The organism is Lawsonibacter hominis, from assembly GCF_014287895.1.
Lineage (GTDB): Bacteria > Bacillota > Clostridia > Oscillospirales > Oscillospiraceae > Lawsonibacter_A > Lawsonibacter_A hominis.
This window is the reverse complement of the sequence record NZ_JACOPP010000017.1, coordinates 58635-67369: the sequence shown is the minus strand read 5'-3', so window position 1 is coordinate 67369 and position 8735 is coordinate 58635. Positions and strand designations below refer to the sequence as shown.

9 protein-coding genes are annotated in these 8735 nt (G+C 50.9%); 6 read left to right on the top strand and 3 right to left on the bottom strand.

What is annotated here, in order from left to right; genetic code table 11:
• Window positions 1–26: 26 nt before the first annotated feature.
• From H8S57_RS11975 to H8S57_RS11965, 3 genes are all read right to left on the bottom strand, one after another.
• A complete protein-coding gene (locus tag H8S57_RS11975) occupies window positions 27–311 on the bottom strand; it encodes an imidazolonepropionase (protein ID WP_207723784.1) in 285 nt (94 codons plus the stop codon).
• Between the two features lie 80 nt (window positions 312–391).
• Entirely contained in the window at window positions 392–562 is a 171-nt protein-coding gene (locus H8S57_RS11970; protein WP_186908289.1) for an AAA family ATPase, read from the bottom strand.
• 14 nt (window positions 563–576) lie between these two features.
• Window positions 577–1452 (bottom strand): DNA adenine methylase, encoded by an 876-nt coding sequence (locus H8S57_RS11965; RefSeq protein ID WP_243204807.1) that lies wholly within the window; start codon window positions 1450–1452, stop codon window positions 577–579.
• Window positions 1453–1652: 200 nt separating this feature from the next.
• Between H8S57_RS11965 and H8S57_RS11960 the strand changes: the two genes are divergently transcribed.
• The 6 genes from H8S57_RS11960 to H8S57_RS11935 all read left to right on the top strand — a co-directional run bounded on the left by H8S57_RS11960 (window position 1653) and on the right by H8S57_RS11935 (window position 8233).
• Window positions 1653–3098, top strand: coding sequence for a ParB/RepB/Spo0J family partition protein (locus H8S57_RS11960; RefSeq protein ID WP_186908288.1), 1446 nt, complete (start codon window positions 1653–1655; stop codon window positions 3096–3098).
• Window positions 3099–3389: 291 nt separating this feature from the next.
• A complete protein-coding gene (locus tag H8S57_RS11955) occupies window positions 3390–3731 on the top strand; it encodes a DUF7768 domain-containing protein (protein ID WP_186908287.1) in 342 nt (113 codons plus the stop codon).
• A complete protein-coding gene (locus tag H8S57_RS11950; protein ID WP_006573261.1) occupies window positions 3731–4444 on the top strand; it encodes an antirestriction protein ArdA in 714 nt (237 codons plus the stop codon). The genes H8S57_RS11955 and H8S57_RS11950 overlap by 1 nt, the downstream gene beginning before the upstream one ends.
• Before the next feature lie 27 nt (window positions 4445–4471).
• Window positions 4472–4978 carry a PcfB family protein gene (locus H8S57_RS11945; protein ID WP_186908286.1) on the top strand — a complete coding sequence of 169 codons (507 nt, stop codon included), beginning with the start codon at window positions 4472–4474 and terminating at the stop codon, window positions 4976–4978.
• The gene (locus H8S57_RS18230; protein ID WP_186908285.1) at window positions 4965–7892 is read left to right on the top strand and encodes a DUF4368 domain-containing protein; all 2928 of its coding nucleotides are present in this window, start codon (window positions 4965–4967) and stop codon (window positions 7890–7892) included. The genes H8S57_RS11945 and H8S57_RS18230 overlap by 14 nt, the downstream gene beginning before the upstream one ends.
• Complete coding sequence (locus H8S57_RS11935) at window positions 7889–8233, top strand: TnpV protein (protein WP_117624609.1); 345 nt, start codon at window positions 7889–7891, stop codon at window positions 8231–8233. Before H8S57_RS18230 ends, H8S57_RS11935 begins: the two co-directional genes overlap by 4 nt.
• Window positions 8234–8735 lie beyond the last annotated feature (502 nt).

Here is an 8735-nt window from a genome sequence, read left to right as displayed (position 1 = left end):
TATGACCTTGTATTTTACGCTGATCTTCACTCCTTCCCAGTGAGCAAGAGAAAATCCCGCAACAGCTCTACTTCCATTTTCAAGCGCTTGTTTTCGTATTTGTACTCTGCCAGGGCCTTCGCGGGTTTCCGACCACGCTGCTTCGGTATGCCATGCAGCTCCTTTTTCCTTTCGCGTGTAAGAAGATGATGGATTGCTCTCTCTCCTGTCACCCCAAGTCTCTCCGCAACCTCTCGCTGTGTCATTCCGCCTTCAAGCATTTCTTTGATTTTAGGCAGTAATTCCTGGGTGTGCTGATACTTCCTTGCCATAATAATACCCCCTAATGTAGTACTTTCATTTTCCTACATTAGGGGGCGTTTTGTCTATTGTCCGTTTTTACTGGTTCGGTTCAATACATAGCATGGCCTTTTGAAATAGTAAAAGGCTGTCCTATCATTCCAAGCACAGTGGTTTTTTGCGTAGCGTTACGGCCGGAAATTGCTGTAATGCGTTTTCCCAAAGTGAATGAAACCTGTTGAAAGGCTCGGAATTTTTCTATCTCTATACTTCTGATAATCATTTTGTTCTCCTTGCCTACTCTCTAAAATTGATATTGATTTTTTGTGCAATCATTTGCTCTGGAGTAGGACAAAACTCAATATCTGAAAAGATCATCAATTCTGAAGCAGTCCCTTTGTTAGCTGCACTATATGTAAGATCAAACTTTCGCATAGTGTAATCTTGATACAATTCAGAAATAGCATCTACATCGTCATAAGTAATGATCCAGGGAACTTGGATTTCTTGTGCAATCACATCATGTATCCGTTTGTGATCAGTAGGTGTAAAGAAATTCTTATATAACTTTTGTCCTTTTTTATAGTAAGGAGGATCAAAGTAGATAAATAACTGGTTCCCAAAATGGGGGATATAGTTTCTAAGCAGACTTATAATATCTTTGTTATAGACAAAAATATTTTTGCGGCGTTCTGCCATCTTCTCTACTTTAGAAATCAGCGCATCACGATCAAAGCGGACATCCAATTTCCAATCTCCTGCTTGATCATAACCACCAATAGGGCCAGCTGTTAATATTCCAGACCTATTTGTTCTATTTAAGAATAGGGTGGAAAATGCCAAATCTATTGAATAAGAAGTTGAATTTACATATATCTCTTTTTGGCGGTGCCACTCTTCGATAGTTATAGGCGTGGATTGGATTTTTTCAATTAGGGCGGTTGGTTCCTGCTTTAGCGCACGCCAAAAGGAATATATTGCCTTATCATAGTCATTGATAACTATATTTTCAACAACGCCATCCAACAATAAAGAGAGCGCGACACCAGCTCCGCCAGCAAATGGTTCAATATATGTGCAATTATGAATTTGTAAGTTGCAGATTGCTTGTCCAATGAATTTTGACAATCTACTTTTTCCACCCGGATAACGGAGTGGTGAATACATCTGCATACGCTCCCCCCTTTCAAATATAATTTCTCATATTAATTATAATACAGCAACTTCTAAAAGACAATTCTTAATCGTTTGCTGCACCACTTAATTGGACAAGAAGTGGTGTTTCTATATTTCAATATCAGAAAGGAGTGATACTTTCCCACAAGCCAGCCATTAGGCTGGTTTTTTTATGCCATCACGAAGGAGGTTAGTACATGGCAGATGACAAACTAAACACGAACCCACAGGAAAATACTCCCCCGGATATTGCCGCTCTCCTGGGGTCGGACACTCCGCCGGAGCATGAGCATGCGGTGATTTCCGGCATGGGCGAGGAGGCTCCTGCTCCTGCCGGTAAGGTGATTGATCTGTCTGACATCAAGGCCGCTGCTGATCGCAACGACAAGGAGACTGCCGCTCCCGATGTGGCCGACAAGCCACCGGAGGCCGCACCCGACCAAAAGCGCCGGGGCCGTCCCCCGAAAGAGCAGGCTGCGGTGTCTGCGGAAAAAAAGGAGAAAGCGGCGGAGCCCCGCACAGGCCGCCCGTCTAAGGTTGACAAGGCGGCCCGTGAGGAGGCCCCGCCCGCTGTTCGGGACAAAGTGTCCAGAGGTAAGAAAGCTGACAAGGGCAAGGAAACGGGCTCCGGCGGTGCGCCTGTGTCTAAAACCGCTAAGGCGGTAAAGCCGGGCAAGGCCGCTCCCGTCAAGGAGGCGGCAGTCCCGCCGCCGGAGATCAATCTGCCGCCCACGCCTGACGTGCCACCCCGCCCGGTGGAAGAGGGAAAAATCGTCTACCTGAAAATGGCGGAGCTTCATCCGTTCCATACGTTCCGGGAGCACCCCTACAAGGTGCAGGACGATAAGGCGATGGACGATCTGGTGGGGACGATCAAGGAACATGGCATTATGACCCCCGCCACCGTCCGCCCGGAAAAAGACGGCAAGGGCTATGAGATTATCGCGGGTCACCGCCGCCATCATGGCGGTACACGGGCCGGGCTGGAGGAAATGCCCTGTATCGTCCGTGAGATGACCGATCTTGAAGCTGTCCGGGAAATGCGGAACAGCAACAAGCAGCGGGGCGATCCTCTCCCCAGCGAACTGGCAAAGCTGCTGGATTTGGAGGTGGAGGCTATCAAACGCCAGGGGGCCCGCCCGAAAAATGAGAAAGAGGCGGAGGCCCTGGGTAAGCTCTCGGTGGAGATTGTGGGTAAGGAACACGACATGAACTATAAAAAGGTCATGCGGTATATCCGGCTCAACTCCCTGGTGCCGGAGCTTCTGGACAAGGTGGACACAAAGCAGATGGGCTTTATGCCTGCGGTGGAGATCTCGTATATCAGGCCGGAAAACCAGCGGCTGATTGCCGTTTCCATTGACGGGGAGCAGTCCTCCCCCTCGGTGGCCCAGGCGAAGCGGCTCCACGAGCTGGACAAGGAGGGCAAGCTCAACGGCGATGTGATCGACGGCATTTTGAGTGAAGAAAAAAAGGAGGATCGCGGTGTGATTATTTCGACTGCTGAACTGTCTAAGTATTTCGGCAAGGAGGTCACTCCTGCCAAAATGAAAGAGCAGATCATGGCGCTGCTGGACGAGTGGAAAGAGAAACAGCCGCCCGAACTGGCGCAACCGGACAAGAAAAAGGACTTGGAGAAGTAACCGGGCCCCGCTTCTGGACACTTTGTCCAGAGGTGAACGCCCCGCGCCGGGGATGGGCTCTGTGGTGATATATCCCCCGTCGCCGGGTATTTTGCAGCACAGCCGGGAACGGGCAGTCAAGGGGCGGAACGCCCGCCGCTTGCGGCGGCTTGCCCTTGACGGCCTGGCCCGGCTGTGCTATTTCCGGCAAGGCGGCGGGGGTATATCCTCCAGAGCCGCCCCCTTTCCCATGAATGGGAAAGGGCGGGGGGATAGGGTTGAACTACCTATTAAATATTGGAGGTGTTGACAATGAAACGATCCCTTGCTTATATCTCCGCTGCGTGGCGCGGTGATCCTGCGGTGGATATGGAGCAGGCGGCGCATTACTGCCGTGTGGTCTATGATGCGGGCTATTCCCCCATCTGCCCCATGCTCTATCTGCCGCTGTTCCTCAATGACGCGGTGCCGGAGGAGCACAAGAACGGCATCGACATGGGCCGCGATCTGCTCCGGCGCTCCCGTGTGCTGGTGGTATGCGGCCATTCCGTGACCGAGGCCATGAAAAATGATATTGCCGTGGCCCAGCGCCTGGGGATCACCGCGACTACCCTTGAGGGCATCCTGACCGTCAAGGGCCAGGGGCGGTGCTGATGGCGTCCCTGTTTGAAGCCTACATCACCAACCTGGGAAAGTACAACGAGGGTGAGCTGGTTGGCGAAACGCTGAAATTCCCCACAACTACCGAAGAAGTACAGGCCCTTTTGAAGCGGATTGGTGTGGACGGGGTACGTTATGAGGAATTTTTCATAACCAGTTTTGACGGTGATGTGCTGGGGCTCTACGACTATCTCACAGAATATGAAAACCTGGACGAGCTCAATCATCTGGCCTGCCTGCTCTCCGAGCTGGATCAGGGCGAACTGGAGAAATTTGAGGCCGTGATTGATAGCGGTGAACATACGTCCAGCGTGGCCGATCTCATCAATCTGGCGCAAAACCTGGATTGCTACGAGTTTTATCCCGGTGTCGAGGACGATGAAACCCTGGGCCGCATCTATGTGGAGGACATGGAGGCCATTGACGTGCCGGAGCACCTGCTGAATTATTTTGACTATGAGGCATACGGGCGGGATATTCGGCTTGAAGAGGACGGCCACTTTGCCCCTGGCGGCTATGTGCTGAACAATGGCGGCCAATTTATCGAGCACTATCACGGGATCGAGGACATTCCCGACGAGCACAAAGTTTTTGCCTTTCCGCAGCTCACGGTGCGGGAACAAATGGCAGCCTACAAAGAAATTATTGACGGTTCCTCCCTGGAGGGCTATCGGAAGATTGCCGCAAAGGAACACGAGGAACGATAACGGCACTTCTGGACGTTTTGTCCAGAGGTGCTTTTTTCATGGAAAGGAGGGATACGGCTGATTGACGAGGACGTTTCCAGACGTACCATAGCAGTTTCGATCAAGGCGACAAAGCTCACGGGCCGGGTGCTGGCCCAGGCGTGTCTGGCGGTGGGCCGGAAGATCAAGAAAACGTACCGGGCCCGCCAGACACCCCACGGAAAACAGACGGTGCGCCAGCTCATGGGCCACGGGGCCGCCACGAACAGCATCGAGGTGGAGTCCCCAAAGAACTTTGACCGGGTGGCCCGGCGCTGGAATGTGGACTATGCCTTTTATAAGACCGGGCCGGACAAATACCTGTTGTTTTTCAAGAGCGGGCAGGCCGACGCCATCACCGCTTGCTTTTCGGAATATTCCCGGCGTGTGTTGAAGCGTTCCAAGTCCCAGCGTGTTCCCATCCGGGAACAGCTCAAACGAGCTGCCGCTGAACTGGCCCGCCAGCCGTCCCATAAGAAAGAACGTGCAAGGGAGGCGGTGCATGAGGACAGATAGCGTCAAAAAGTATGTGATACCCAATATCCCGTACCTGTTTATTCTGTGGGCTTGCCTAAAGCTGGGGACAGCCTACCGCCTGGCTCCTGGAGCAGACTTTGCCCACAAGCTCATGGGCCTGGGGCAGAGCATCGGCCCGGCCTTTGCCGACTTTGCGCCAGGGCTTGCCCCCTTTGACTGGCTCATCGGCATTGTGGGCGCGGTGGGCTTTCGCCTGCTGATCTACTTCAAAAGCAAGAACGCAAAGAAATTTCGGCGGGATGAGGAATACGGGTCGGCCCGCTGGGGCACCGAAAAAGACATCAAGCCCTTTGTCGATCCGAAGTTCGAGAACAACGTCATTTTAACAAAGACGGAGTTTCTCACTATGAACACCCGGCCCAAAAATCCCGCCAACACCCGCAACCTCAACGCCTGCATCATCGGCTCGTCCGGCTCCGGCAAAACCCGTTTCTGGCTCACGCCCCAACTGCTCCAGGCTCATTCCTCGTATGTCTGTGTCGATCCGAAAGGCGGGGTGCTCTCCCAGGTGGGGGCTTTTCTGCAACGCCGAGGGTATCAGGTCAAAGTGTTTAACAGCATAGATTTTTCAAAATCCATGCACTACAATCCGCTGTCCTATATCCACAACGAGGCGGACATTCTCAAATTTGTGGACACTCTGATTGCCAACACCAAAGGCGAGGGCAAGGAGGGCGATCCGTTTTGGACGAAGGCGGAAACGCTTTTGTACTGTGCCCTGATTGCCTATATCATTTTCGAGGCCCCCGCCGAGGATCGGAACATCAATACCCTGGTGGATATGATTTCCGGCATGGACGTGAAAGAGGATGACGAGTCCTATATGAACGCGGTGGACTATATGTTCAAGGGCCTGGAAAAGCGCAAGCCGGATTGCTTTGCCGTGAAGCAGTACAAGAAATATAAGCTGGCAAGCGGTGTTGTATGCTCTAAAAGACTTCTTAATCAAGCGGTTGGGAAGTCTCTTAGAACACACAACCTAAAACCGAAGAAAGGAGCGCAAGTTATGAGAAAAAATGAGAAAATCACAGCTCTGTACGAACGACTGAGCCGTGATGACTTTGGCAAAGATGATGACCAACAGCGTGAGAGCAATTCCATTTCCAATCAAAAGGCTATGTTGGAGGAGTTCGCCGCACGGCAGGGCTTTACAAACATTGTCCATTTCACGGACGATGGCATTAGCGGTACTTGCTTTGACCGTCCCGGATTTCTGGCAATGATGAAAGAGGTTGAAGCCGGGAATGTGGAGTACCTGTGTATCAAGGACATGAGCCGCATGGGTCGTGACTATCTGAAAGTCGGTCAGATTATGGAAATCCTGCGTCAGCGTGGCGTTCGCCTTATCGCCATCAATGACGGCGTGGACAGTGCCAGAGGGGACGATGATTTTACCCCTTTCCGCAACATTATGAACGAGTATTACGCCAGAGACACCAGCCGTAAAATCCGTTCCACTTTCCAGTCCAAAGGCAAGTCCGGCAAGCACCTTACAGGCACGGTCATTTACGGCTATCTCTGGAATGAAGCCAGAGACCAATGGTTGGTTGACCCCGAAGCCGCCGAAGTGGTAAAGCGTATCTTTTCCATGACGATTGACGGCTACGGTCCGTATCAGATCGCCAGCAAACTGAAATCGGAAAAGGTGCTTATTCCGTCCGCTTACCTTGCCCAGCACGGCGAGGGTGTGAACAAGAATAAGACTTTCAAAGATGTGTACGACTGGGGTTCTTCCACCATCTGCAACATTCTTGAAAAGCGTGAATATCTGGGACACACCATCAATTTCAAGACCCGAAAGCACTTCAAGGACAAGAAAAGCCATTATGTCCCGGAGGACGAATGGACAATTTTCGAGAATACCCATGAGCCTATCATTGACCAGCAGACCTTTGACCTTGTGCAGAAAATCCGTGGGAATGTCAGACGCTACCCGGACGGCTGGGGCGAAGCAGCTCCCCTCACGGGCTTGCTCTATTGTGCCGATTGCGGCGGCAAGATGTATGTCCACCGTACCAACAACGGCAAGCGTATTTCTCAATATACCTGTTCCCAATACAGCAAAGTCCCAGTTGGAAAGCTCTGCACGACACAGCACCGTATCAATGAAGATGTGGTACTGTCCCTTGTCTCTGAAATGCTCAAAGCTATTGCCGAGTATGCCAAGCATGACCGAGCCGAGTTTGTCCGTGTGGTGCAGGAAGCGCAGTCCAGCCAGCAGACGGCAGAGGTCAAGAAACAGCGGACACGCCTTGCCACCGCAAAGCAGAGAGTCTCCGAGCTGGAAGTCCTGCTCTGTAAAATCTATGAGGACAACATTTTAGGAAAGCTGTCCGACAGCAGATACGCCACTCTGGACGCTCAATACGAAAAGGAACAGTCCGAACTTACCGCTGAAATCTCTGTTCTGGAAAAGGCTGTCAAGAGCTATGAGAAGCACGAAAAGGACGCTGACCGTTTTATCGCTCTGATTGACAAGTATGAGAACTTCGACAAGCTGACCATTGCCATGCTCAACGAGTTTATCGAGAAAATCCTTGTGCATGAGCGTGACCGTAAAGGCAGTATACAGACCACACAGGAGGTCGAGATTTACTTCAATTTTGTTGGGCGATTCGTTCCCCCGGCGTTTGGAGAAGCGGAGCTTACCCCGGAGGAATTAGAGGAAATCCGCAAGCGTGAGGAACGCAAGGACAGGCTTCATCAGAACTACTTGAAGCGGAAAGCCAGCGGAGCGCAGAAGCGATACGAGGACAAAATCAAGAAGCGGAAAAAGGCAGAAATTGAAGCTAAGAAAGCCGCCATTCGTGCGGAGGACATTGCAAAGGGCGTGTTCGTCCCTGTCAGCAGTTTACCGCAGAGAGAGCCGATGAAAGGAGTACAAACAGCATGAATATCGCTTACACACAGAACGGAGATTATCTTATCCCGAACATCGTTATCCGCAAGACCAAGCCCCTCGGACACTACGGCAGACTTCGCAAGGCGTATCTGAAAATGCACCGTCCGATACTGTTCAATGAGCTGGTACTATCCGACAAGCTCTTTGAGCATTGCGCCGAGATTGACGAAGCGGCACGAAACCGCATGGAGCTGATCGTGCGGTCACTGGCAGAGCAAAACGGCGTGACCGAGCAACTGAAAGCTGAAAACCAAATGGAATGGGTGCGGCAGATGAACGCTTGCAAGGCGCAGGCAGAGGAAGTTGTGAAAGCAGAGTTGATTTATAATTGAGCGAGGAAGTCCGGGCAGAAAACTGTTCGGACTTTTCTCATATAGTCCAAAGTTGCGGTAGAATTGTTCACAAGTTTTATGGTATAATTTGAATACGAAATTGAGCAACAAATCGGAAGTTCAATGTGAGGAAAATTAGATGAAGAAAAAGTCTTATTGGTTAAGTATTAGTGTGTTCGTATTGATACTGATATGGACGGTTTATTATTATGCAATGCAGTACACAGGAGGATTTGCAGACTTAAAGGACTCTATTGTTTGTGGGATTGCAGGTTTGATATGTATCGTATTTATCGTGAAAAGAACTATTGACTTTTTGAAAAACAAAAAATCGTAAAATTTCAGTTTGTCGCACTGATAAAACCCCTTTAGGAACTAAAGGGCGCACTTCTATACTCTCTGTCGAGAGTAGTGCGTCCTGCGGAGCTTCATTCTCCATCAGCAGAAGAAAACTGCATGACCGAGAATGTTGCGTCACTTCGTTCCGTCAAGGTGGCTACAC

What these genes read in the sequence shown, in the direction of transcription:
- H8S57_RS18230 (WP_186908285.1), top strand. Translation starts at nt 4,965, where the DNA reads ATGAGGACAGATAGCGTCAAAAAGTATGTGATACCCAATATCCCGTAC.
- H8S57_RS11970 (WP_186908289.1), bottom strand. Translation starts at nt 562, where the DNA reads ATGATTATCAGAAGTATAGAGATAGAAAAATTCCGAGCCTTTCAACAG.
- H8S57_RS11950 (WP_006573261.1), top strand. Translation starts at nt 3,731, where the DNA reads ATGGCGTCCCTGTTTGAAGCCTACATCACCAACCTGGGAAAGTACAAC.
- H8S57_RS11965 (WP_243204807.1), bottom strand. Translation starts at nt 1,452, where the DNA reads ATGCAGATGTATTCACCACTCCGTTATCCGGGTGGAAAAAGTAGATTG.
- H8S57_RS11935 (WP_117624609.1), top strand. Translation starts at nt 7,889, where the DNA reads ATGAATATCGCTTACACACAGAACGGAGATTATCTTATCCCGAACATC.
- H8S57_RS11955 (WP_186908287.1), top strand. Translation starts at nt 3,390, where the DNA reads ATGAAACGATCCCTTGCTTATATCTCCGCTGCGTGGCGCGGTGATCCT.
- H8S57_RS11975 (WP_207723784.1), bottom strand. Translation starts at nt 311, where the DNA reads ATGGCAAGGAAGTATCAGCACACCCAGGAATTACTGCCTAAAATCAAA.
- H8S57_RS11960 (WP_186908288.1), top strand. Translation starts at nt 1,653, where the DNA reads ATGGCAGATGACAAACTAAACACGAACCCACAGGAAAATACTCCCCCG.